A 23,020-nucleotide genomic window follows, 5' to 3' on the forward strand; every position below is an offset into this window, starting at 1 on the left:
CCATGTGCGTTCAATGCGCACATCGAAAGCCAGATTTTGGACGTGACATTGATTCTGAAGCACTAGCTTCACCTGACAAATAGCCCCGCTACCGGTAGCGTATTGCCCGTGACTGATACGCATAATGACCCACAGGCTCTAGCAGCGCAGGCTGCACAGGTAATCGCTGAGCAGACCAACGTCGAAAAACACGACATCGCGCTAGTGCTGGGCTCCGGATGGGGCCAGGCCGCCGAATTGATCGGCGAAACCACCCACACCTTGGACGCCACCACGATTCCAGGCTTCCACGCCTCGGCCGTCCCAGGCCACAAGGGCAGCATCTCCTCGATCCTGACCTCCACCGGAAAGCGAGTGCTCGTACTGGGCGCACGCACCCACTACTACGAAGGACGCGGCGTTCGCTCGGTCGTCCACCCAATCCGCACCGCTGCAGCCGCAGGATGCGAAACCCTGGTACTGACCAACGGTTGCGGTGGCCTGAATGAGAACTGGACCCCCGGCACCCCAGTGATGATCTCCGATCACATCAACCTCACGGCCACTTCCCCATTGGAAGGCGCCACCTTTGTTGATCTGACCGATCTTTACTCTTCACGCATTCGTGAAATCGCTCGCGAAGTAGATTCAAGCCTAGATGAAGGCGTGTACGCGCAGTTCACCGGCCCACACTACGAAACCCCAGCCGAGGTGCAATACGCCAAAACTATTGGTGCAGATTTGGTTGGCATGTCCACCGCGCTGGAAGCGATTGCCGCACGCCACGCTGGCATGGAGATCTTTGGCATGTCATTGGTGACGAACCTGGCCGCTGGTATTAGCCCAGTTCCACTGAGCCACGAAGAAGTCATCGAAGCTGGCCAGGCTGCTGGCCCGCGCATCTCCAAACTTCTAGCCCAGATCATCGCCAAGCTCTAAGGTTCTCCGGGCGGTATAGGCAAATAATGGTGTTTTTCTCAAAGGGAAATCAGTGAATCATACAGATAAGATCGAGCTGCTCGATGTGGCCGGCAAATGGGCTGCCCAAGATCCGGACGCCGAGACTCAAGAAGAGTTGAACTTGCTCATCGAGCGGGTCACCGAAGGTGACGCGTTGGCCTTCGAGGACATCTCTGACCGTTTTTCTGGTGTGCTCGAATTTGGCACGGCCGGGCTGCGCGCTGAACTGGGTGCCGGTCCAATGCGCATGAACCGCGTTGTTGTTTTGCGTACCGCCGCAGGTATCGCTCGATTCCTCAAAGAGAAGGCAGCATCTGCCTATACCCCCAAAGTTGTGATCGGCTTTGACGCTCGGTTTAACTCTGACGTTTTTGCCAAGGACTCGGCCGGCGTGTTCGCCGCCGCCGGCTTCGAGGTATTGCTGATGCCTTCCCCACTGCCAACACCCGTCTTGGCGTGGGCAGTGCGTGAATTTTCTGCTGAAGCAGGGGTCATGGTCACGGCAAGCCATAACCCACCACGCGATAACGGTTACAAGGTCTACGTGGGCGGGCGGATTACCGATGATTCGGGCCGTGGCGCACAGATCGTCTCCCCTATTGATGCTCAGATTGCTGCCTTGATTGATCACCAACAGCCTGTTGCACAGATTGAGCTGGCGGACTCTGGCTGGGAAGTACTTCCCGCGCTGGGCACTGAAGGTGATATTGAGGCAGCTTACTTGGCTGCGATTCATCCGGTGATCCCAGAAGATCAGCCCGAAGGATCGTCCCGCAAGAACCTGCGCGTTGTTGTTTCTGCCATGCATGGGGTTGGTGGGCACACCATGAAACAGGCATTGCTCAATGCCGGTTTTAGCGACGTTCACATGGTTGTCGAACAAGAGCGTCCAGATCCACTCTTCCCCACTGTAAAGTTCCCAAACCCTGAAGAACCAGGAGCCATTGATTTATCTTTGGCCTTGGCTCGTGAGGTGAACGCGGATCTAGTAATCGCCAATGACCCGGATGCTGACCGCTGCGCAGCAGCGATCATCGTTGGGGATACGTGGCGTATGCTGCGCGGTGATGAAGTCGGTTGGCTTTTGGGTGACCAAATTTCAAAGACTTTGCCCGAGGGCAAAAAGCTGGCTAATTCCATCGTTTCCTCCCGGATGCTGGCAGCTATTGCCAAGGACGCGGGGCGTGAGCATGAGGAAACCTTGACCGGTTTTAAGTGGATCTCACGAGTTGAAGATCTTGGTTTTGGTTATGAAGAAGCACTGGGCTACTGCGTCGCTCCAGATCTTGTCCGCGACAAAGATGGAATCTCTGCCGGTATCGCATTGGCCGACCTAGCTGCCCAGCTCAAGGATGAGGGCAGCACAATTTCGGCCCGCCTTGATGAGCTAGCTGCCCGTCATGGTGTGCACGTCACCGACCAATTGTCTTTGCGTTTCACGGACCTGGCGCAGATCCCTGTGTTGATGGATCGCTTCCGTCAGAACGCTCCTGAGTCCCTAGGTGGTTCGGAAGTTTCTGAGGTCACGGATCTGTCCAAGGGCACAGATAAGCTGCCGGCAACCAACGCCATTGTTTTGCACACCTTCTCCGGCGCACGCGTCATCGTTCGTCCTTCGGGCACCGAACCAAAACTCAAGTGCTACTTGGAAACCATTGAACCGGTTGACCAGCTGGAACAGGTTCCTGCTGCACGTGAACGCGCCACCGCTCAGGTCCAAACCATCAAGCAGGAATTGGCAGCATACCTAAATGCCAACTAGGCTTACCCCTTCAAGACTTTCAGCTGAATGGCTTGAACCCGTATTTGTTAGAGGAATAGATGACTGAACTTACCGCCCGCGACATTGCTGGCTACATTGATCACACCCTGTTGGCTCCCAACGCCTCCCGGGAACAGATTGTGCAGATCTGCGAAGAAGCCAAGAAGTATGAATTCAAGTCGGTATGCGTCAACCCACTGTGGGTTTCCACCGTGGCTCGCGAGCTTGAAGGCTCCGACGTCTTGACCTGCTCGGTGATCGGCTTCCCACTTGGTGCTTCGGCCACCGACACCAAGGTTTTTGAAACCAAGCACGCAGTAGCTGACGGTGCCAACGAGATCGACATGGTCATTGATATTGCTGCTGCACTGCGCGGAGATCGCGACGCGTTGGTCAACGAGATCTTTGCTATCGCTCAGGCCGCTCACGAGGGTGGCGCGATCTTGAAGGTCATCATCGAAACCTGCCTGCTCACCGAAGAAGCCAAGGTTTTGGCTTGCGAGGCCGCTAAGGCAGCAGGTGCTGACTTCGTGAAGACCTCCACTGGCTTCTCCACCGGCGGGGCCACTGTTGAAGATGTCGCATTGATGCGCCAGACCGTCGGCGCTGAACTCGGCGTTAAGGCCTCCGGCGGGGTGCGCAGCGTTGAAACTGCCCGTGCCATGATCACCGCTGGAGCAACCCGTCTGGGATCTAGCTCAGGAGTTGCTATCCTAGAAGGAGAGCAAAGCGGTTCCAGCTACTAGGACATCGCACCGATCTGTTTCCTCAAGGAGAAAAAGTGTACTCGAACGGCAAGAACACTGCCCATTCAGGTGAAGGCCGCCTTGTCGGCAACATTGTTAGTTTTGTGATCTTCTTCGTGATGTTCTCAGCTGGCATTTACACCCTGGGCTTCTGGGAACTGGACAATGCGTGGTTGCCAACTCTTCTGGGCTTCGCCCTGATGTTCTTGGCTTTTGCTATTCCAATGCACCTGATGAGCCACTCCGAAAAGGCTGAAGCTCGCATCGCTGCAAGCGCTGCTCACCAGCAGTAATTCAGACTTTCGATAGTTGGGCGGTCCTACGGGATCGCCCAACTTTTCTTTAAGCTGTAGTGAATCCAAAAGCCGGCCATAAACTTGGGTTATGGATAAGTCGTGGGATCAGCAGGTAGAAGATTATTGGAACGCTTCGGCGGCAAAGAGCGGCGAGCAGCTTCGTGCTGAACTTGATGAACTGCTATCCGGCTTGGACCCCAATGATCCACGTGTCCTATTTGAAATTGCTTCCCTGCATGATTTTCTCGGTGAAGAGCAACTGGCAGTAGAGCCCTACAGCAAGGCACTGCAGGCTGGTCTACCGGGTCAAAAGCAGGATGAGGCTCGGATCCAACTAGCGAGCACATTGCGAAATCTTGGAGATTTTGACCAAGCAATTAGCCTGTTGGAACAGGTTTCCCCCGACTCCGACTTACACATCGACGCACAGGGGTTTCTCACGCTCGCCTTATCGGATGCCGGTCGACAGACCGAAGCCGTGCGAATTGCTGTGACTGCTCTGGCGCCAGCGAACAAACTCTACGCCAGAGCCTTATCCGCCTACGCCCAGGACCTTTCCGCCCCGGGCGTAGCGCAAAGCTAAGCCCTTCTCCGTCTGGCCGGCGGTTATTTCGTAGCCGGTGCCGGGGTTGGTTCGAAGATCGCGTAGAGCAGCTTTTCGGCCCACTCCAAAATTTCTTCGTCCACTAGGTCGCGCCCGCCAATAGGTGAAGTTCTTGGCTTTGGAATGAAGATCGAGTTAAGCGCTGGCTTATTTGCTGCCCCTGGGTACAGGCGTTCCAGTCGGACTTGTCGTGACGCTGGTAGGTCTTCAATCTTGGCTGGTGACACCTTGATGTTGTTGCCAATCTGCTGAATGTCATTGAGCCCGACAGCCCGAGCACGGATGCGCAGTGCTGCTACCCGCATCAGGTTCTCGACCGGTTGCGGTAGCTTTCCGTAGCGGTCCACCAGTTCTTCACGCACCTCGGTCAGCGCCTCGTCGGTTTCCGCGGCGGCGATATTGCGGTAAGCCTCCAAGCGCAGACGTTCACCGGGAACATAGTCGTGCGGTAGGTGAGCGTTGACCGGCAGGTCGATTTTCATCTCGGTGGCTTCTTCTTCACCCTCACCCTTGTAGTCGGCGACAGCCTCGCCCACGAGGCGCAGGTACAAATCAAAGCCAACCCCAGCAATATGTCCGGACTGCTCTCCACCAAGTAGATTGCCAGCTCCACGCAGCTCCAAGTCCTTCATCGCTAGTTGGTAGCCGGAACCCAACTCATTGTGCGCTGCTACCGCTTTGAGGCGTTCAAGAGCAATCTCGCCCAACGGCTTTTCTACATCCCACAGGAAGTAAGCGTAGGCACGCTCACGGCCACGACCGACTCGTCCACGAAGCTGGTGCAATTGGGAGAGACCATAGTTGTTGGCCCGGTCCACAATCAAAGTGTTGGCGTTGGAAATGTCCAAGCCGGTTTCAATAATGGTGGTGGAGACCAGAACATCAAATTTCTTTTCCCAGAAGTCCTGGATGATCCGTTCCAGTCGTGACTCACTCATCTTGCCATGCGCCACTTCAATGCGCGCTTCAGGGGCCAGCTCGCGAAGTTCTGCTGCCACTCGCTCAATGGATGAAACTCGGTTGTGGACAAAGAAGACCTGCCCATCGCGCATGAGTTCACGCTTGATGGCTGCCGAAATCTGCTTGTCGCTTCGCGGGCCAACGTAGGTCAAGACCGGATGACGTTCTTCCGGTGGCGTGGCCAAAGTGGAGGTCTCACGGATTCCGGTGAGCGACATTTCCAAGGTACGCGGAATTGGCGTGGCGCTCATTGCCAGCACATCCACGTTAGTGCGCAGCTTCTTAAGTTCTTCCTTGTGCTCAACACCAAAACGCTGTTCCTCATCGATGATGACAAGGCCAAGATTTTTGAACTGAACGTTTTTGGAGAGCAAACGGTGGGTACCGATGACGATATCAACACTGCCATCTTGCAGTCCGGCCATGATCTCCTTGGATTCCTTGGCCGTCTGGAAACGTGACAGTGTTTTCACTCGAACCGGGAATCCCGAATAGCGTTCGGTGAACGTCTGCTGATGCTGGGAGGCAAGCAATGTGGTCGGTACCAGTACCGCAACCTGCTTTGAGTCTTGAACGGCCTTGAAGGCTGCACGGACAGCAATTTCGGTTTTGCCGAAGCCCACGTCACCAGAAATCAACCGATCCATCGGGATTTCCTTTTCCATATCCGACTTAACCTCATTGATTGCGGTTAGCTGGTCAGGAGTTTCGATGAAGGCAAAGGCCTCTTCGAGTTCATGTTGCCAAGGAGTGTCTTGGCCGAAGGCGTGCCCACGGCTGGCCATGCGTGCCGAATACAGCTTGATCAAATCGCCAGCGATCTCCTTGACCGCTTTGCGCGCTTTGGACTTGGTGCTGGCCCAGTCTGAGCCACCCATCTTGGACAGGGTGGGTGCTTCGCCGCCGACATATCGGGTAACCATGTGCAGCTGGTCTGTGGGAACGAATAGTCGGTCCCCCGGTGCGCCACGTTTGGAGGAGGCGTATTCAACGACCAAGTATTCTCGTTTGGCGTCTTTGCCTGAACCTGCAACTTTGCGAGCCATCAATTCAACAAATTTACCGATGCCGTGCTGCTCATGGACGATGAAGTCCCCTGCCTGCAGGCTGAGTGGATCTACGGCATTGCGCTTGCGCTTTGCGGTGAGCTTGCGTCCCTTACGATTTGGGTACGCGCTTGAACGACCCAAAAGGTCGGCTTCGGTGAGTAGCCCAAACTTGAGCTCTTCAAAGACAAATCCACGCCCAGCGGTCGCTTGGGTGATTTCGATAAGTCCCGCGGTTGGCGCCTGGTCAAGGGTTTCAACTCGGTGGGCTGGAATGCTGAATTCAGCGAACAGCTCAGATAGCCGTTGCGCTGGACCAGGTCCGTCGGTGGCCACAACAAAACGCCACTGATCTTTAACTCGTGAAGCGATGAATTCCATCATCGCCTCAATGTCGCCTTGATAGCCGTGTGGTTCCCGCGCAGGGATGCGAATGGTTGACGCGCCGACTTCCAGCTCTTCATCCGCGCCCATGGCGGTCAGCGCCCACCAGGACACCTTCGCGGCCTTGGCGTGCTCAAGGGTTTCGGAAAGCGAGGCAAAATCGCCGCTAGCGAGCTTGCGCTCCGAGCTGGCGGTGTTCAAATCCAGTGGGGCTGTGGCGCCATCTGAGGCCGAAGCCCACGCGGCCGCAAGGAACTCCGCGTTAGTGGCATTCAGATCCTGTGCACGGGCGCGCACTCGTTCTGGTTCCATGACCAGTGCAATCGAGGATTCCGGCAGGAGGGAAAGCAACGGAACCATGTGGTCCACCAGAAGGGGTGCCAGAGATTCCATACCCTCCACGGCGATGCCACCAGCAATTTTGGTGAGCATTTCTTCAGCGGCTGGGAAATGGTTTTTCAGGTTGGCAGCCCGGCTCATGACCTGTGGTGTGATCAACATTTCTCGGCACGGCGTGGCAATAATCTTTTGTGGGCCCTGGTCATCGGTGGAGCGCTGATCGGCGATGGCGAAGAAACGCATCGAATCAATTTGGTCACCGAAAAAATCGATACGGACCGGATGGTCCAACGTTGGTGGGAAGACATCGATGATGCCACCACGTACGGCAAACTCGCCTCGGTGCGTGACCATGTCCACCCGAGCATAGGCAGCTGATGCGAGATCCTTGATGACCTGATCAAATCCAGGTTCGGCGTCTAGTTCCAAGGTCACCGGGCGCAGTTCACCTAGGCCAGCAACGAGTGGTTGCAGCACTGCTCGGATGGGTGCGATCACCACGTTGAGATTTTCGTCCCGGTTGTGTAGCCGGCGCAGTACTTCGAGGCGACGTCCCACCGTGTCGCTTCGAGGCGAAAGGCGTTCATGCGGCAAGGTCTCCCACGATGGGAATTCAGCAATCTGCTCTGTTGGAAGAAAGGCGTTCAGTGAGCTTGATACTTCTTCGGCTTCACGACCGGTGGCAGTGACAATCAGGGTCACTCCAGAATGTTTGCTCTCGCTCAGCGCCTGAGAAATCTGGGCGGCGAGGATCGCACGCATGCCTTGCGGGGCCGCGATCTCCAGCTCTTCACTCCGCGTCGAAAAGCTGTTCGCTGCACTTTGGTGGATGCGACGGAAGGATGGTTCCTCGCGCAGGAAGTCATGAAGTCCGCTCAGGCTCATGGGGGTTCGTATCCTCTCGTGCAGGCGCTTGAAGCCGTGTGCTCAGTTGTATTCCTGAACCAATTCGACACCACGAACACCGACCGCAAATGATATTCCGCGGTCGACTCAACGCCAATATGTTGTTTTAGGTGCAGTCCTAGCCTACCTAATACATCCCAGCGGATAGTGTTAATACTGTCCGTCCCCGGGCGTGCACTTTTTGTTGCCCGCCCAGCCAAATTTCCAGATTGGGATTAGCTTTCATGGCATTGAACGCAAGTACTCAGATCGGCCATCCTGCACAGCAGGTCATCGCTACTTTAAGCGATCGCGGCTTCGCCGAGCATCTGACCAAGGTCGCCAACGGCACCCTGAACGAATTCACCGTAGATGGCGATGTCGCAGGGGCCTTTACGCTAACGACAGTCCGTTCCGTGCCTACTGACCGGGTTCCTGACTTCGCTCGCAAGTTTGTTGGAGCCTCCATTGAAATCACTCAGGTAGAACAGTGGACCGCACCGGATGCCGGCGGAAGCCGTTCTGCAAGAGTGCGAATCACCATCGGCGGCGTTCCTGTGACTGTCACTGGCACCGAGCAGCTCACCGGACAAGGCGAAACCTCGCAGCTAGCCGTTGATGCCAAAGTCTCTTCCTCGATTCCATTCATCGGCGGCAAGCTTGCTTCCGCCGCCGAACCCTACATTGGCAAGGCCCTGAACTTGCAGGCAGAACAGGTTAACGCTTGGCTCTCCAAGTAGGCCAACGACTCAAAAGATCGCTCTGAGCGCATTCCCCGGATCTGCGAATTTCGCAATACATCCGGGGATTTGTGCTCTTGATCATCGATCGCGATAAGCTGGAATAAGGTGTGCCGGGAAGTCTGGTCGGCGAGAAATATTCATTTAACGAAGTAAGCGAGTTAACGCATGAACCAAACTCCGTCTTCGGGTTCCGACAAGAGCCTGTTTTCCCGCCCAAGCTACAAAGAGTCCGTGCGCATCGGAGATATCCTGCGCAAAGAAACCGTCGGTGGCATGGTGCTTATCGCCGGAGCGTTGCTGGCACTAATCTGGGCCAACACTCCCCTACGCGAGTCCTACTTTGCACTGCGTGATTTCCACTTTGGCCCAACGCTGTTAGGTGTAGATCTAAATCTCTCCATCGGCCACTGGGCTGCGGACGCGCTGCTTGCGGTGTTCTTCTTCCTCACCGGTTTGGAACTGAAAAAAGAATTTGTCATCGGTGACCTGCGTAACGTGAAGACTGCAGCTGTCCCTGTGGCTGCAGCATTCGGCGGTGTCCTCGTACCGGCGCTCATCTTTGTGGCCATTGCTTCGGGCTCTGGCGGTGGCCAAGAACTACTACGCGGTTGGGCCATTCCAACAGCCACTGACATTGCCTTTGCTGTCGCCGTGCTGGCCGTCATCGGTTCGGCACTTCCAGCCGCACTAAGAATCTTCCTGCTCACCTTGGCAGTGGTGGATGACCTAATCGCCATCGTCATCATTGCCTTTGTTTTCACTGATGAACTTAAGCTGGCCTATCTTGGGCTATCGCTGATCCCGATCATTCTTTTCACTCTCTTGGCACGCTACTTCGGCAAGTTCTTTGCCAAGCATGCTTGGGCTGCCTGGGTGATCTTGTTGCCATTGGGCATCATCACCTGGATCTTCGTCTTTGGCTCCGGCATTCACGCCACCATCGCGGGCGTAGTCTTGGGCTTCTGTGTCCCAGTCAAGCGCACGGACGGTCGCGAAGGAATCGGGCTTGCTGAACAGTTTGAGCATCGCTTCCGCCCGTTGTCATCCGGTATCTGCATCCCAATTTTTGCGTTCTTTGCGGCCGGCGTGAGCGTAGTTTCATCCGATCCAGCCAGTGGCAACGTATTTACTGACCCTGTCTTCTGGGGCATTGTTCTGGGTCTTGTGTTGGGCAAGCCGATTGGCATCATGGGATCAACCTGGTTGCTGACCAAATTCACCAAGGCTTCCTTGGACAAGGATGCTCAGTGGGGTGACTTGCTCGGGGTAACCCTGTTGGCAGGAATTGGCTTCACCGTCTCGCTGCTGGTTTCCGAGCTGTCCTTTGGTCTGGAATCTGCTCACTATGAGCATGCGAAGGTTGCCATCCTCAGCGGTTCGTTTATCGCAGCTATCCTCGGCGCCCTGTGGCTTGTCCCGCGCAATCGTCGCTACAAGGTGATCAATGAGCGTGAGACTCGGGACGCTAATGCTGATGGTGTGCCTGATGTGTATCAGCAAGATGGCGAAAATAACTAGCGTGCAGAATTCGTAGCTAGTAGTTAAAAGACTGTGGCGCTTGCCCTCCGGGATGGAGAGCAAGCGCCACAGTTCTTTGCGTGCTGGCTACTTATTAGCGCCAAACATGGCCGCTTCAGCAGCGACCCAAGCGAGCATCGCGCACTTGACGCGAGCAGGGAACTTGGAGACGCCCACGAAGGCGGCAGCGTCCTCTAGGACCTCTTCATCTGGTTCAAAGGTTCCCTTGGAGCGCATCATCTCGCGGAAGATCTCCAGCTTGTCCAAGAACTCTTCCTTGGTCATCTCCGGGAGCATCTCGCTGAGTACTGAGGCCGAGGCCATGGAGATAGAACAGCCATCGCCTTCCCAGCTCATGGCTTCAAAATGGTCTTCATCGTTCAATTCCACGCGCACGCGGATCTGGTCACCACAAATGGGGTTGTGCTGGTGTGATTCACCGTGCAGAAGCCCTTCGGTGGTCTCCACCAGTGGCGAGCCGAAGCGTCGCTTGGAGTGATCCAGGATGACCTGTTGGTATAGCTGATCTAATTCGTTCACTTAGACTCCAAAGTATTCGCGCACGGAGCTCAAGGCGACTAGTAGAGCCTTGATATCGTCTTCCGTGTTGTACAGATAAGTGCTTGCACGAGTGGTCGCAGTGACGCCCAGGGCTCGGTGCAGTGGTTGTGCGCAGTGATGTCCTACTCGTACGGCAATGCCACGCGAGTCTAGGTATTGCCCTACGTCGTGTGGGTGCACTCCTACGACCTCAAATGGCACGGTACCGATTCGACGGACGTCGCTTGGTCCAAAGACGCGCACGCCTTCAATCTTGGATAATCCTTCAAAGAGCAAAGTACCCAGGTGTTCTTCCCACTGAGCGATGCGGTCCATGCCAATTTCTTGCAGGTAACTTACCGCGGTAGCCAAACCATGGGTCTGGGCAATGCGCTGGGTCCCGGCTTCAAAGCGCTGCGGAGCCGGAAGAAATTCTGCGTGCTCCATATCAACCACGGTGATCATTGATCCGCCGGTGAGGAACGGAGGCATGGCGTTCAGTAGTTCTTCACGACCATAGAGCGCCCCGATGCCGGTTGGCCCGAGCATCTTATGTCCTGAGAAAGCCATGAAATCCACGTCAAGGGCCTTCACGTCTACCGGAAGGTGCGGTACTGACTGGCAACCATCAAGAACAGTCAGTGCACCAACCTTGCGGGCAGCATCGACAAAACGCTGAGTATCGGTGATAGTTCCCAAGACGTTGGAGACGTGGGTGAAGGCTACAAGCTTGGTCTTCTCGGTCACCAACTCATCGATCAAGTCATAACGCAATGATCCGTCTTCGCTGACAGGAACGTAACGCAAGGTAGCACCAGTGCGGAACGCAAGTTCCTGCCACGGAATCAGGTTGGCGTGGTGCTCAATTTCGGTGGTGAGAATTTCATCGCCAGGACCAATGCGGAAGCGTGCCGCGGCTTCTCCTCCGCGGCCCAATGAGGCATTGGAGATTGAGTAGCTGATTAAGTTCAGTGCTTCTGTTGCGTTGGAGGTCCACACCAGTTCATTGGTGCGTGCGCCGATGAATTTCGCGACGGTCTCGCGCGCCTCTTCATAGATTTCGGTGGCCTCAACGGCTAGCGTGTGAGCGCCACGGTGTACGGCCGCGTTAGCGTTTTCGTAGTAGTGCTGCTCCGCTTCATACACGCAACGTGGCTTTTGGCTGGTTGCACCAGAGTCTAAGTACACGACGTCGGTGCTGTTGACTTGATGCTCCAGAATTTCAAAGTCTGCCTTGATTCGCTGAACCTCGACGGCGCTGAGCGATACATTGGCTTCTGGCTGACCGGTCATCGTCTGCACGTGGTCCTCCGAATAATTGTCATGGGATGCCATGTTTCGCCGGTTGTCAGAAACCGTTGAAGGATTAGGCAAGGTGTACATTGGGTAATTATTCCACTCCGGCTCAAGAAGTACATCTAAGTTTGGCCTTAGTAAGTAACACCTCAAACGGGACCTATTTAACGGATCAAGGACCGCGGTGAGTTGGCTGAGCCATCCCGCGATCCTCGAAAACTAAGTGTGAGCACAATGCAAGGCAACGTGATACAGATTAGCTGGTATGGAATTTTGTTTGGGCTGCTTCGAGACCCGAGCTCATTAGTAGCTCAACAGCGTCTGCGCAGTTATCAATCAAAAACGGAAGATCTTGCTTTTCCGTCTTCGAGAAATCTTGCAGGACCCATTTAGCCGTGTCCATGCGTCCTGGTGGACGACCAACTCCTGCGCGAACGCGCAGATAGTCTTTGGAACCCATTGCTTTGGAGATATCGCGCAGACCGTTATGTCCACCTTCTCCCCCGCCACGTTTGAGTTTGACGGTGTCAAAAGGAATATCGATCTCATCGTGAACGACGATCAGGTGATCAACGTCGATTCCAAAGAACTTAGCGGCGTTGGCCACCGGCCCTCCGGAGAGATTCATAAATACCGTCGGCTTGGCCAGCACGATGCGCGGACCGCCGACACCCATGCGGCCTTCAACGATTTGTGACCGTGAGGAGTGAGATTTGAATTTCGATCCCACACGGTTGGCCAGTTCATCGAGCACCATTTGCCCAATATTGTGTCTATTGCCAGCGTAGCCGGACCCGGGATTCCCGAGTCCGGCTACGAGCCAAGTGCCATCACTCATGATGCTTAGCTAAAACCTAGTTCGCTGGAATTAGGCAGCGATCAAGAGGTCCAGGTGATCAACGGTGCGGTTAAGCGCGTGGATCTGGATGTCCTTGATGCTGGTCTTTACGGTCTTGCCTTCAACGTTCAGAACGAGCTCAACGCTACGGTCACGAACAGCAAGGGTGGTTTCGTGGATTGGCAGCAATACGTGCTGTGGCTCCGAGCCTGCACCGTAGATTACTGCTGGGATCTGGCCGTCGCGACGAGCCTGGCGGGCAGCGCCCTTACCGAAATCGGTGCGTACTACGGCGTCAAGGTTTACAGATGCCATGATGATTCTCCTTAGGAAATAGATGCTTCGTTAAGGCCCTTGCGTGGACTCGGGAAGCAACTAACATCTAAGAGATCTAGAGCTTTTCCGGCCTTGTCGATAACGGTCCCACCATTTCTGGTGATTCCCTCGCCTGGGCACAGTCAATAATTCTACCAGTTCCGCTTCCAAGGAAGAAAACCTGTAGCGAACGCCACTAAATCAGCTTAGTTGTCGAAACGATAACAATTCGGTAATAACGCTCCCCCGCTGCTTAGTTAGATTCCACGAAGAATGCCTTCGCGGCTCACAGCGAAGGTCCTCACTGTCATCCAAAGGCAGAGATCAGAGTAGGCGAAGGTCAAGTCGTTGCCTCCATTCAGAGTCACCCGTTCCATGGAAAAGCCATCGACCGGGCAACTCGCATCGATGCCTCTCTCCCCATTATCTATTTTGACAGTCTCCAAAAGAGGATCATAGGGACTGTCTGCCGACTAGTCTCGGCGTGGTGTCTTGCCCCTGACTAACCAATGATCCGGAGTGTTTTCACTGAGACTGGAATGGCAGCAGAGCATCTACAAATTACTACCTTTCCCAAAAGGGAATGAGTCACCAGTCAAAAAGTTCTATGTACAGTTCTGAGTCCGGATCAAGTGCTGAAAGCCGCTCAACAATCCCTGAATAGAGTTCAATGGACGATGGAACGGATGATTTGTCCAGTTCCGTCTTCATTCGATCCAAGACAGGTTGAACCTTGCCGGACAGACGATACTGATAGGTCGTTTTCCCATCCTCTACTTTGTGTAAAGAGCGCTCGTCCCATAAGTCATAGATTGCTTTCCCGAGCCAATAGTCTTCTTTGCCGCCGATGTAGTCGCCGTCGAGTTTTCTGATACTTGTGATCCACGTACCCATGCTTTTCTCCTTAGTACCCTCACTCGTGACCCTACCGTGCGTCACCGACAGGTTAAGTCACCCAAATACTGACGGATACTGTCGCACTCATCAGCGATCAAATTACGGGCTGAGCCTCTAGGCTGATCTTGAGGTTGACTCAAATCTTCTAATGGATGAAGTCGGAGGGCGTGCCTTTCCCATGCCAATTACGAATCCGGACCAGACGTCGTTCAGCTGGCCAATGCCTGCGCCATCTGTCAGTCCGGATCTGCCCAGTCATGGTTTCACCAACCAAGACCGTTTTGATTTTGTCTAGACACAGCCGTCCGGCTACTATCTCGATCAGTTTCAACTGCACTAGAGGACGTTGATTCTGCATAGTGTAGGAGAGGCTCAAGCCCTTTACCTGAGCTTCTCAGCAACTCGGCTTAACCGCTTCTGGCCGGCCCCAAAAGGGACCGGCCAGAAGCTATGCGAAACGAGGGCTACTAAGCGCGGCCGTCAAACAGGTTCGTGACCGAACCGTCGTGGAATACTTCCGAGATCGCGCGAGCGATAGTCGGTGCAATGGACAGCACCGTCAGGTTCTCAAAACGCTTGTCTTCAGGGATTGGCAGGGTGTTGGTGACAACAACTTCGCGTGCACCACAATCAGCCAAACGCTGAGCAGCAGGATCCGAGAAGACAGCGTGGGTAGCTGCGATGATGACGTCCTTGGCGCCGGCTTCCTTCAGCACGCGCACAGCACCTGCGATGGTTCCACCGGTATCAATCATGTCGTCAATCAGGATCGCGGTGCGGCCCTCAACCTGACCCACAACGGTCTTGGACTCTGCCTGGTTAGGCACGGTCAAGTCGCGGGACTTGTGTACGAAGGCCAGAGGAACGCCGCCCAAACGGTCAGCCCACTGCTCTGCTACGCGAACACGTCCGGTGTCTGGGGAAACCACGGTGGCTTCGTTAACATCAATTTTGGTCTTGATGTAGTCCGCCAGCATTGGGAAACCAAAGAGGTGGTCAACCGGGCCGTCGAAGAAGCCCTGAATCTGCGCGGTGTGCAGGTCGCAAGAGATGATACGGTCTGCGCCGGCAGTCTTGAATAGGTCGGCAACCAGACGAGCCGAGATAGGCTCGCGGCCACGGCCCTTCTTGTCCTGTCGTGCGTAAGGGTAGAACGGAGCTACCACGGTGATACGACGAGCCGAAGCGCGCTTCATCGAGTCAATCATGATCAGCTGTTCCATCAGCCAGTTGTTTGTTGGCGCTGGGTAGGACTGCAGCAGGAAGACGTCCTTACCGCGGACCGACTCGTCCGAGCGCACGTAGATCTCGCCGTTGGCGAAGTCATAGGCGTTCAGCGGCAGAAGTTCGGTGCCAAGTTCCTTGGCGACCTCGGCGGCTAGTTCCGGGTGTGCACGACCGCTGGCCAGCACCAGCTTTTTGTCGACGTTATGGCTGATTTCACTCATTGGGTATGCTTTCTCGCTCGCTTCGCTATCACGTATGAGGTTGTTGTCGAGGAAATAAAGTCCGTGACCGGATTACTCGGTGCCCGAGGAATTCAGAGAGGACTTGAATGCGGCGTCTGCCGAAGGGGTACCTGGGCGCTTTTCAAGCGTCCACCCCTCAGAGTTACGCTGCGGGGCCACAGACAGTGCCAAGGCACCGGCGGGGACGTTTTTGCGGACGATGGCGCCAGCTCCGGTGTATGCGCCGTCCCCAATTTCCACTGGGGCAACAAATACGGTGTTAGAGCTGGTGCGCACGTGCGAACCAATCTTGGTCCGGTGCTTCTTTTCGCCATCGTAGTTCGCGGTGATATTGCCACACCCGATATTGGTGAATTCACCGATTTCAGCATCGCCGGCGTAGCCGAGATGCGAGAGCTTGGAGCCACGACCGATCGTGACGTTCTTGGTTTCGTAGAAAGCGCCAATCTTGCCATCGACACCCAAATCGGTACCTGGGCGAAGGTAAGCGAAGGGACCAACCGAGGCGCCTGCAGCGATGCGCGAGTCGGTGGCGTCGGTGCGCTTGACGGTGGCCCGCTGGCCAACCACGACGTTGGTCAATGTGGTGTCTGGGCCGACGATGGCGTTATCGCCAATAATCGTTTCGCCGTGCAGCTGAGTGCCTGGCATCAGAGTGGTGTCCTGACCGATGATCACGTCTGCATCAATCCACGTGGTGGCTGGATCAACGATGGTTACACCCTGACGCATCCAGAATTCGGTTTTGCGCTGGTTGTAAATACGAGCCAAGTTGGAGACCTGGACGCGGTCGTTAGCGCCCTCAATCTGCCAACGGTCAGCGATCTGCGAGGAAGCAACACGGCCGCCACGACCGCGAGCGATAGCCAAAACGTCGGTCAGGTACATCTCGCCCTGCGCGTTGTCGGTAGTGACCTCGGTCAGTGCCGAACGCAGCATCTGTGCATCAAATGCGTAGATTCCGGAGTTGATTTCCTTGATCAGCAGTTCATCTGCCGAAGCATCCTTCTGCTCGCGGATTCCAGCAACTTCGCCGTTCTCGTCGCGCAGAATACGACCATATCCGTTGGGGTCTTCCAACGAGGTGGTCAGCACGGTCACCGAGTTGCGGTTGGTCTCGTGGGTAGCCACAAGATCCTGCAGTACTTCGCTGGTGAGCAATGGCACATCACCGTAAGTCACCACGACGGTGCCTTCAAGGGATGGGTCCACGGCTTCAAGGCCCTGTGCAACTGCGCGTCCGGTGCCCGGAATTTCATCCTGATCAGCGACGGTGATCGAAGGGAACTGGCTGAGGATGTGCTCAGCTACCAGGTCTCGCTGGTGGCGAACCACGGCCACAAGATTTTTTGGTTCCAATGCAGAAGCTGCGTGAAGTGCGTGCCCAATCATGGATCGACCTGCGATTTCGTGCATGATCTTCGGCTTGGCGGACTTCATCCGGGTACCAGCGCCGGCGGCGAGGACGATGACAGCTACTGGTGCATTGACCTGATCGCTCAAGTGCGTTCTCCTGCATATTAGATTCAAGGTTTCGGGCAGAGAAGAATAACCCTTAGACAAGTCTAACGTGCATAGCCAGATTGGCTGAACTGGTTAAAGAATAAAAGCGCCACATGCGTGACGCTTTTTCTTTGGTTCCGCCCCTAGGATTCGAACCTAGAATACACAGCTCCAAAGGCTGGAGTGTTGCCATTACACCAGGGCGGAAAACGGCTTATGTGGGTCATCCCCCACAAGCACGCTAATTATTCTGCCATGTTCGGCCCCGTGAGTGAAATCGCAAAACGCCATGGCTAAATACGAGTACACGAAGTGGCACCTGGCACCGCGCTCAGACTTCGATTTGCACCCGGAACGTAAAATAGAAATCGTGGCTCATTTACTCGGGGGCGAAGCCCTACATCTCGAATATCCCACCCATACTGTCTTCGAATCGATCACCATCGGTATTTCCGATGGAGACCGTATCGGCTTGGTGGGACGCAACGGCGAAGGCAAGTCCTCGCTGCTCGGTATGCTTTCGGGCAAAATCGAACCCAATTCCGGACGTGTCACCTCACGCAACGGCCTGCGGGTTGGCGTGTTGGATCAGTCTGACACCCTAGATCCTGAGGCTACCGTGCACTTCAGTGTGGTCGGCGAGATGGATGATCACCAGTGGGCTGGCGAAGCTCGTATTCGTGACGTCATTGCCGGTCTCGTAGCCGACTTGGACTGGGAGGCAAAGGTCGGCACGCTCTCCGGCGGCCAGCGCCGCCGTGTTGCCCTAGCTGCTCTATTGGTTCAAGACTGGGACGTTGTCATCCTCGATGAGCCTACTAACCACCTTGATGTTGAAGGCATCTCCTGGTTGGCTGAGCACGTTAACAACCGCTGGTCCAAAAACTCCGGCGGCCTGATGGTTGTCACCCACGACCGTTGGTTCCTTGACGAAGTGTGCACCACCACGTGGGAAGTACACAACCAGATCGTGGAACCTTTTGAAGGTGGCTACGCCGCCTACGTACTGCAGCGCGTAGAACGCGACCGCATCGCCGCGGTCACCGAAAACAAGCGCCAGAACATGATGAAAAAGGAACTCGCTTGGCTACGTCGTGGCGCCCCAGCCCGTACGTCCAAGCCAAAGTTCCGTATCGAAGCCGCCAACCAGCTGATTGCTGATGTGCCACCGGCGCGTAACCCGCTGGAACTGCAAAAGATGGCCACCAGCCGTCTGGGCAAAGACGTCATTGATCTGTTGGATACCGAGGTTTCCTTCGGTTCCAAACAAGTCCTCAAACCCTTTACCTGGCGAATCGGTCCGGGCGAGCGCAGCGGCTTGCTTGGCGCCAACGGAGCGGGCAAGTCTACGTTGCTGGGTCTGATCGCTGGCACCGTCGAACCTACCGGTGGCAAGATCAAGCGGGGGCAAACCGTGAAGCTGGCTGTACTGGATCAGCAGTTCCGCGAGCTGGAGCAGATCGGACAGGACAAGGTCCGCGAAATCCTGGCCCGCTACCGCACGACCTTTAATGTGGACGGCAAGGACCTGACTCCGGCACAGCTGCTGGAGCGCCTTGGTTTCTCTTCGGCACACCTATCCACCAAGGTCGCTGAGCTTTCTGGTGGGCAACGTCGTCGCCTGCAGTTGCTGATGATCCTGATGGATGAGCCCAACGTAATGATCCTCGATGAGCCGACTAACGATGTTGATACCGACATGTTGGCGGCTCTAGAAGATCTCTTGGATTCTTGGCCAGGCACCCTGATCGTGGTCTCCCACGACCGTTACTTACTTGAACGAGTCACTGACCAGCAGTACGCCATTTTGGGCGGAAAATTCCGTCATGTGCCAGGTGGCGTAGATGAGTACCTAAAGCTTCGCGCCGCTGAAGGCTCTACTGGTGGTTCCAACCCATCGCAGTCTCAGAGTGACTCCTCGGCTGCCAAGCCAGCAGGTCCCTCCGGCGCCGAATTACGTGCGGCTCAAAAGGAACTGAACGCGAACGAGCGCAAGGTTTCACAGCTGAACGAAAAAATCGCCAAGGTGCATACCAAAATGGCTGGTCATGACCAAAGCGACTATGCAGGTCTGGGCAAATTCACCGCGGAAATCGATGAATACCAAGCTCAAATTGATGAGCTGGAAGAGCGCTGGCTGGAACTGACTGAACTGTTTGAGTAGTCCCCGCTAGCTGCGAGCGACAACCATTCGTTGGCCCGGAATCTTTTTGAGATTCCGGGCCAACGTCGTATTCAGCCACTGCTGCCAGCGCTGCACAGCGAATATGACAGACTCTAAATATGGAAATTGTTAGCCTGACCGGGCGCCTTATCTGCCGCAATCCTTCTGAAACGGATACCGTACGTGCTTTATTGCCGAGCCATATCCAACTGACTCGGGCCGAGCAAGGTTGTATTTCATTTGAAGTGCAACCCACCGAAGACCCGCTGGTGTGGGAGGTCGCTGAGCGATTCGTCAGTCCCTCAGCTTTCCACGCGCACCAGCAGCGCATGGCTTCCAGTGCATGGGGTCAAGGGACTACAGGGATCCAGCGCGACTATCGTATTGAGGGTCTGTAACCCGACATCACATGTGCGGCCCTGCGGTTAGGGTTTGCCGGTGATCTTGTCGGCAAGCAGGGCTAGTGGCGAAGACGTTTCCCTTCCACGCAGCTCGCTTCGATCCGCTGCGCCGTAGGCAGCATAAAGTCCCTTGGTGGCCAGCCAGCGTAGGGGTTCAGGTTCCCATTTGCGTACAGCATGGTTGGCCCACGGCAGTTCTGTCAGTGCCGTTTGTTCCCCAAGGATCAAATCTCGCAACGTGCGACCAGAAAGATTGGTTGTGGCTACTCCCGTGCCCACGTATCCGCCGGCCCAACCTATGCCGGTCATGGGGTCCAACCCCACCGTGGCAGCCCAGTCCCGAGGAACACCTAAAACGCCAGACCAGGCATGATCAATTTTTGCGTGATGAGTTTGTGGGAACATCCTGTGCAGAACATCCTGCAATCCATCGATGGTGCTTTGCGGGGTTTGCCCATCGGTGTCGGTGCGCGAACCATATTTGTAGGGCACTCCACGCCCACCGATAGCGATTCGATTATCGGCGGTGCGCTGGGCATACATGTAGACATGGGCAAAGTCGCCTAACACTTCTCCCTGGCTCCAATTCAACTCATCCCAAACAGAAGACGGCAGTGGCTCGGTCACAATCATCGACGAGTTCATGGGCAACCACAGCCGCTTGTGACCGGTAAGTTGCGCGGTGAATCCTTCGGTGGCACGCACAATGTATTCCGCGCTAACCGTCCCGCCTTCGATATCAACCTGACGGGGACGAATAGAGCGCACCGGAGTATCTTCGTAAATTTTCACGCCGAGACGTTCCACCGTTTGGGCCAGACCTCGGACAAGCTTTGCTGGTTGAATTCTTGCAGCATGTGGGTGCCATAGGGCTGCTCGTGTTCCGGCAACACTGATCTTGCATTGTGCTTCGGCGGCCTCTAGCAATCGAACATCTGTGTGCTCCCAGCCCTGATCAGCTTCTGCTTGAGCGCGTAGCCGATGTTCTTGGGCAGGGGTGTAAGCGACTTCAAATTCTCCACCGCGCAAGATATCAGCATCGATATTTTCCGTTTCGCAGACCTTGATGACCTCTTCAACGGAGTCATTCATGGCTAATTGGAAATCATTGATGGCCTGAACCGGATGTGTTTTCAGGTAGCGTTCACGGCCAGCGGTGATGGTATTTGTCAGCCAACCGCCGTTACGTCCTGAAGCGCCGTAGCCAACATGTCTAGCTTCAAAGATCGCGATATTCAGTTCAGGAGCCGACTTGGCTAGGTAATAGGCCGTCCACAATCCGGTAAAACCACCGCCAACAATGGCGACGTCAAAAGTGCCGTGCCCGCGCAGGTTGGGGCGAGGCTCCTGAGCACCAATTTGTTGCCACCAATGCGAAACCTGTCCATTGAGCATGGTCTACTCCCCCGAACTCCGTAAATGAACCACTTTCATTCATCGCTTGGAAATCAGCCTATGACCAGTTTTATTGCACGACAAGAGGCATGGGTGGAAGTTAACTTTGCGGTTACACGAAGCTACAAGGATCTACAAAGTAAGGTCAGCTACTCACTGAGCGTGACATATGCTCCGGCAGCTGGGGCGGTAACCGGGATCGTGGCTACTCCTACCTCATCGCCCAACTGCGCGATGACTTCCTGAGCATGCTCGTGATCGCGCACCAGTAGAGCAAGGGTTGGCCCTGAGCCGGAAACCATCGCGCGTAGCGCACCGGCGCCTTCGGCCAGATCACGCATGGTGCCCAATTCTGGTGCTAGGGCTAGGGACGCTTGGGTCAGGTCGTTGGCCAGAACTTCGGCAAGAGCCGGTGCGTCAGAGGCCATCAACGCTTCAATGACTGCAGGATCAATTTCCTGAGGTACGTCAATTTCCATACCTGCGCGCAAACGATCTAACATGCCGTAGACCCGAGGCGTGGACAGACCGTAGCTGGCGGGGATGAGTACCCACTGAGTTTTGGCGCGGGTAAGCAATGGAGCCAACTTGTCTCCAATGCCCAAACCGATGGCTGCGCCACCCATCAAGGCAAAAGGTACGTCAGCGCCAAGCCGTGCACCTAATCGTCCTAGTTCCTCGCGGTCTAGGTGTGTCTGCCATAATTCGTTGCAGGCCACCAGGGTGGCGGCAGCGTCCGCTGATCCCCCACCCATTCCGCCTGCGATGGGTACCCGCTTGGTGATGTGAAGGTTTGCACCCAGCGTGGTTCCGGTGTGCTCACGCAGTAGCGAAGCAGCTTGGTACACGAGGTTGCCTTCACCCAAGGGGAAGTTTTCTGGGTCGTGGACTACCGGCGAATCTGGTTCCAAGCTCAGCAGAAGCTCACCATCGGTGCGTACGCTGGCTTCAATTTGCTCGGTCAGTGACACTGCTACGTACAGGCTTGCCACTTCGTGATAGCCGTCTTCGCGAGGCGGACCAACACGGAAATAGCAGTTGATCTTTCCCGGCGCAGTGGCGATGACTCGTTGCTTGGCCACGATTAGCCCTCGCTGGCTAGTTTGTCGGCAGGAACCTGCTGTGCGGCTCGAGCGATATCGATGTACTTCTCGACATCCAACTTTTCGCCGCGTTCCTTTGGATCGATACCGGCCAACACCAAAATCTTTTCGGCACGAATACCGGAGCCTGCCCATCCGGACAGAGCTGCGCGTAGTGTCTTGCGGCGCTGGGCAAAAGCGGCGTCGATGATGGCAAAAACTTCCTTGCGATCCGGCGCATCACTGCGGTCCTTGTCCCGGGTGAACGAGACTAGACCAGAGTGGATCTTCGGAGCTGGCCAGAAGACGTTCATACCAATAACGCCAGCCTTGCGCATGGTGCCATACCAGGCACCCTTGACCGATGGGATGCCGTAAATCTTGTTGCCCGGAGTTGCGCTCATGCGGTCAGCAACTTCGTCCTGAACCATCACCAGTCCATGACGGATGCTTGGGAAGTGCTCCAGTAAGTGCAGGACTACCGGTACCGCAACGTTGTAGGGCAGGTTGGCCACCAATGCAGTGGGGTTATGCGGCAGTTCGGTGACCTTCATGGCATCACTGAGGATCACGGTCAGATCATCTTCACGCCCTGGACGGAACTCAGCCATGGTCTGTGGCAGGCGCTTGGCTAGTGGAGGGTCAATTTCCACCGCGACAACTTTGGCTGCAGCATCCATGATGCCAAGGGTCAGCGAACCGAGCCCCGGGCCGACTTCCAGCACGGTCTCGGCTGGGTCAACGTTGGCGGCGGCAACGATGCGACGGATGGTGTTTCCATCAATCACAAAGTTCTGCCCCAAGGTCTTGGTAGGGCGGATTCCTAGCTCTTCGGCCAGACGACGGATTTCGGTGGCCCCAAGCAGCGGCAAAGATTCCTTAGACATCACAAGTCCAA

At 55.5% G+C, this 23,020-nt stretch carries 20 protein-coding genes and 1 tRNA gene; 9 read left to right on the forward strand and 12 right to left on the reverse strand.

The window, feature by feature from the left end:
• Positions 1–102 precede the first annotated feature (102 nt).
• The 5 genes from EYR88_RS12735 to EYR88_RS12755 all read left to right on the forward strand — a co-directional run bounded on the left by EYR88_RS12735 (position 103) and on the right by EYR88_RS12755 (position 4,326).
• Complete coding sequence (locus tag EYR88_RS12735; protein ID WP_131090135.1) at positions 103–918, forward strand: purine-nucleoside phosphorylase; 816 nt, start codon at positions 103–105, stop codon at positions 916–918.
• A gap of 52 nt (positions 919–970) precedes the next feature.
• Positions 971–2,701, forward strand: a complete 1,731-nt coding sequence (locus tag EYR88_RS12740; protein ID WP_131090136.1) for a phospho-sugar mutase — start codon at positions 971–973, stop codon at positions 2,699–2,701.
• 59 nt (positions 2,702–2,760) lie between these two features.
• A complete protein-coding gene (gene deoC, locus EYR88_RS12745; RefSeq protein WP_131090137.1) occupies positions 2,761–3,447 on the forward strand; it encodes a deoxyribose-phosphate aldolase in 687 nt (228 codons plus the stop codon).
• 35 nt (positions 3,448–3,482) lie between these two features.
• Complete coding sequence (locus EYR88_RS12750) at positions 3,483–3,740, forward strand: hypothetical protein (protein ID WP_131090138.1); 258 nt, start codon at positions 3,483–3,485, stop codon at positions 3,738–3,740.
• A gap of 91 nt (positions 3,741–3,831) precedes the next feature.
• Complete coding sequence (locus EYR88_RS12755; protein ID WP_131090139.1) at positions 3,832–4,326, forward strand: tetratricopeptide repeat protein; 495 nt, start codon at positions 3,832–3,834, stop codon at positions 4,324–4,326.
• 23 nt (positions 4,327–4,349) lie between these two features.
• On the opposite strand, the gene mfd is transcribed toward EYR88_RS12755, so the two are convergent.
• Positions 4,350–7,961: a transcription-repair coupling factor gene (gene mfd / locus EYR88_RS12760; protein ID WP_131090140.1), complete on the reverse strand. Its 3,612-nt coding sequence runs from the start codon at positions 7,959–7,961 to the stop codon at positions 4,350–4,352.
• 245 nt (positions 7,962–8,206) lie between these two features.
• On the opposite strand from mfd, the gene EYR88_RS12765 reads away from it, so the two are divergent.
• Both EYR88_RS12765 and nhaA read left to right on the forward strand, forming a co-directional pair.
• Positions 8,207–8,701 carry a DUF2505 domain-containing protein gene (locus tag EYR88_RS12765; RefSeq protein ID WP_131090141.1) on the forward strand — a complete coding sequence of 165 codons (495 nt, stop codon included), beginning with the start codon at positions 8,207–8,209 and terminating at the stop codon, positions 8,699–8,701.
• 168 nt (positions 8,702–8,869) lie between these two features.
• Complete coding sequence (gene nhaA, locus EYR88_RS12770; protein WP_131090142.1) at positions 8,870–10,222, forward strand: Na+/H+ antiporter NhaA; 1,353 nt, start codon at positions 8,870–8,872, stop codon at positions 10,220–10,222.
• A gap of 87 nt (positions 10,223–10,309) precedes the next feature.
• Here nhaA and sufU read toward each other — a convergent pair whose 3' ends face one another.
• The 8 genes from sufU to EYR88_RS12810 all read right to left on the reverse strand — a co-directional run bounded on the left by sufU (position 10,310) and on the right by EYR88_RS12810 (position 17,287).
• Positions 10,310–10,762 carry a Fe-S cluster assembly sulfur transfer protein SufU gene (gene sufU, locus EYR88_RS12775; RefSeq protein ID WP_131090143.1) on the reverse strand — a complete coding sequence of 151 codons (453 nt, stop codon included), beginning with the start codon at positions 10,760–10,762 and terminating at the stop codon, positions 10,310–10,312.
• Positions 10,763–12,055 (reverse strand): SufS family cysteine desulfurase, encoded by a 1,293-nt coding sequence (locus tag EYR88_RS12780; protein WP_131090372.1) that lies wholly within the window; start codon positions 12,053–12,055, stop codon positions 10,763–10,765.
• Positions 12,056–12,314: 259 nt separating this feature from the next.
• Positions 12,315–12,896: an aminoacyl-tRNA hydrolase gene (gene pth, locus EYR88_RS12785; RefSeq protein WP_131090144.1), complete on the reverse strand. Its 582-nt coding sequence runs from the start codon at positions 12,894–12,896 to the stop codon at positions 12,315–12,317.
• 30 nt (positions 12,897–12,926) lie between these two features.
• Positions 12,927–13,211: a 50S ribosomal protein L25 gene (locus EYR88_RS12790; RefSeq protein ID WP_131090145.1), complete on the reverse strand. Its 285-nt coding sequence runs from the start codon at positions 13,209–13,211 to the stop codon at positions 12,927–12,929.
• 588 nt (positions 13,212–13,799) lie between these two features.
• Positions 13,800–14,105 (reverse strand): hypothetical protein, encoded by a 306-nt coding sequence (locus tag EYR88_RS12795; protein ID WP_131090146.1) that lies wholly within the window; start codon positions 14,103–14,105, stop codon positions 13,800–13,802.
• 470 nt (positions 14,106–14,575) lie between these two features.
• The gene (locus EYR88_RS12800) at positions 14,576–15,556 is read right to left on the reverse strand and encodes a ribose-phosphate diphosphokinase (protein WP_131090147.1); all 981 of its coding nucleotides are present in this window, start codon (positions 15,554–15,556) and stop codon (positions 14,576–14,578) included.
• Between the two features lie 72 nt (positions 15,557–15,628).
• Positions 15,629–17,080, reverse strand: a complete 1,452-nt coding sequence (gene glmU, locus EYR88_RS12805) for a bifunctional UDP-N-acetylglucosamine diphosphorylase/glucosamine-1-phosphate N-acetyltransferase GlmU (protein ID WP_131090148.1) — start codon at positions 17,078–17,080, stop codon at positions 15,629–15,631.
• 132 nt (positions 17,081–17,212) lie between these two features.
• Positions 17,213–17,287, reverse strand: a tRNA-Gln gene (locus tag EYR88_RS12810).
• A 163-nt stretch (positions 17,288–17,450) separates the two neighbouring features.
• On the opposite strand from EYR88_RS12810, the gene EYR88_RS12815 reads away from it, so the two are divergent.
• Both EYR88_RS12815 and EYR88_RS12820 read left to right on the forward strand, forming a co-directional pair.
• Positions 17,451–19,244: an ABC-F family ATP-binding cassette domain-containing protein gene (locus tag EYR88_RS12815; protein WP_131090149.1), complete on the forward strand. Its 1,794-nt coding sequence runs from the start codon at positions 17,451–17,453 to the stop codon at positions 19,242–19,244.
• Between the two features lie 119 nt (positions 19,245–19,363).
• Positions 19,364–19,642, forward strand: a complete 279-nt coding sequence (locus EYR88_RS12820) for an antibiotic biosynthesis monooxygenase (RefSeq protein ID WP_131090150.1) — start codon at positions 19,364–19,366, stop codon at positions 19,640–19,642.
• A 27-nt stretch (positions 19,643–19,669) separates the two neighbouring features.
• Here EYR88_RS12820 and EYR88_RS12825 read toward each other — a convergent pair whose 3' ends face one another.
• The 3 genes from EYR88_RS12825 to rsmA all read right to left on the reverse strand — a co-directional run bounded on the left by EYR88_RS12825 (position 19,670) and on the right by rsmA (position 23,009).
• A complete protein-coding gene (locus EYR88_RS12825) occupies positions 19,670–21,040 on the reverse strand; it encodes an FAD-dependent oxidoreductase (protein ID WP_131090151.1) in 1,371 nt (456 codons plus the stop codon).
• A gap of 149 nt (positions 21,041–21,189) precedes the next feature.
• Positions 21,190–22,122 carry a 4-(cytidine 5'-diphospho)-2-C-methyl-D-erythritol kinase gene (locus EYR88_RS12830; RefSeq protein WP_131090152.1) on the reverse strand — a complete coding sequence of 311 codons (933 nt, stop codon included), beginning with the start codon at positions 22,120–22,122 and terminating at the stop codon, positions 21,190–21,192.
• Between the two features lie 2 nt (positions 22,123–22,124).
• Positions 22,125–23,009: a 16S rRNA (adenine(1518)-N(6)/adenine(1519)-N(6))-dimethyltransferase RsmA gene (rsmA, locus tag EYR88_RS12835; protein WP_131090153.1), complete on the reverse strand. Its 885-nt coding sequence runs from the start codon at positions 23,007–23,009 to the stop codon at positions 22,125–22,127.
• Between the last annotated feature and the right edge of the window lie 11 nt (positions 23,010–23,020).

Origin of the sequence: Arthrobacter sp. S41, assembly GCF_004320535.1 — a bacterium.
Lineage (GTDB): Bacteria > Actinomycetota > Actinomycetes > Actinomycetales > Micrococcaceae > Glutamicibacter.

Excerpts from the sequence above, each read along its gene's own strand:
- deoC (WP_131090137.1), top strand. The coding sequence starts at position 2,761 with ATGACTGAACTTACCGCCCGCGACATTGCTGGCTACATTGATCACACC.
- EYR88_RS12755 (WP_131090139.1), top strand. The coding sequence starts at position 3,832 with ATGGATAAGTCGTGGGATCAGCAGGTAGAAGATTATTGGAACGCTTCG.
- mfd (WP_131090140.1), bottom strand. The coding sequence starts at position 7,961 with ATGAGCCTGAGCGGACTTCATGACTTCCTGCGCGAGGAACCATCCTTC.
- EYR88_RS12765 (WP_131090141.1), top strand. The coding sequence starts at position 8,207 with ATGGCATTGAACGCAAGTACTCAGATCGGCCATCCTGCACAGCAGGTC.
- nhaA (WP_131090142.1), top strand. The coding sequence starts at position 8,870 with ATGAACCAAACTCCGTCTTCGGGTTCCGACAAGAGCCTGTTTTCCCGC.
- EYR88_RS12780 (WP_131090372.1), bottom strand. The coding sequence starts at position 12,055 with ATGACCGGTCAGCCAGAAGCCAATGTATCGCTCAGCGCCGTCGAGGTT.
- pth (WP_131090144.1), bottom strand. The coding sequence starts at position 12,896 with ATGAGTGATGGCACTTGGCTCGTAGCCGGACTCGGGAATCCCGGGTCC.
- EYR88_RS12790 (WP_131090145.1), bottom strand. The coding sequence starts at position 13,211 with ATGGCATCTGTAAACCTTGACGCCGTAGTACGCACCGATTTCGGTAAG.
- EYR88_RS12795 (WP_131090146.1), bottom strand. The coding sequence starts at position 14,105 with ATGGGTACGTGGATCACAAGTATCAGAAAACTCGACGGCGACTACATC.
- EYR88_RS12800 (WP_131090147.1), bottom strand. The coding sequence starts at position 15,556 with ATGAGTGAAATCAGCCATAACGTCGACAAAAAGCTGGTGCTGGCCAGC.
- EYR88_RS12820 (WP_131090150.1), top strand. The coding sequence starts at position 19,364 with ATGGAAATTGTTAGCCTGACCGGGCGCCTTATCTGCCGCAATCCTTCT.
- EYR88_RS12825 (WP_131090151.1), bottom strand. The coding sequence starts at position 21,040 with ATGCTCAATGGACAGGTTTCGCATTGGTGGCAACAAATTGGTGCTCAG.
- rsmA (WP_131090153.1), bottom strand. The coding sequence starts at position 23,009 with ATGTCTAAGGAATCTTTGCCGCTGCTTGGGGCCACCGAAATCCGTCGT.